The 520-nt window shown below is 58.7% G+C and carries 1 protein-coding gene; it reads right to left on the minus strand.

Features of this window, described 5'->3' with window-relative positions; translation table 11 throughout:
• On the minus strand, positions 1–520 hold a 520-nt coding region (locus C5471_RS23575; RefSeq protein WP_166296669.1), incomplete at both ends, for a hypothetical protein.

Raw genomic sequence — 520 nt, forward strand, 5'->3', positions numbered from 1 at the left:
GTGAGTTGCTGACCCCCTCGCATCAGGCCGCCAGTGTTGTCGGTTTTTTCCTGCACGTTAAGCGTGGTATCGCCCACCGCTTGTACCTGACCGTGACGATTGTCGAGCCGTTGGGTTTTCAGGTTGAGCCTCCCTGCCGACAACAATTTGCCGTCCCGGTTATCGGTCTGCGCCTGTCGGGTGTCGATAGCCAACTGTCCGCCTTGAAGGTGGCCCTGACGATTATCCAGTTGACCACTGGTGACCGTGGTGGTGCCCTCACCAATAATCTGGCCCTGCTGGTTATCCAGTAACTGCCCGTCAGTATCCAGTGTCAGGGCGTCTGCGGATTGTAAAGTGCCTTCGCGGTTGGTGAGTTGCCGGCTGTGAATATCCAGTCCGCCATTCCCCGCGATCTGTCCCTGCGTATTGGTGAGCACGGTGCTGGTCAGGGTGGTTTTGCCGTCCGCCGCTATCATTCCGCCGGTGTTATCAACATCGCCGGTGCGCAGGGTCAGGTGCCTGCCACTCAATAGCAGGC

It is taken from the genome of Photorhabdus tasmaniensis (assembly GCF_011189505.1).
Taxonomy (GTDB): domain Bacteria; phylum Pseudomonadota; class Gammaproteobacteria; order Enterobacterales; family Enterobacteriaceae; genus Photorhabdus; species Photorhabdus tasmaniensis.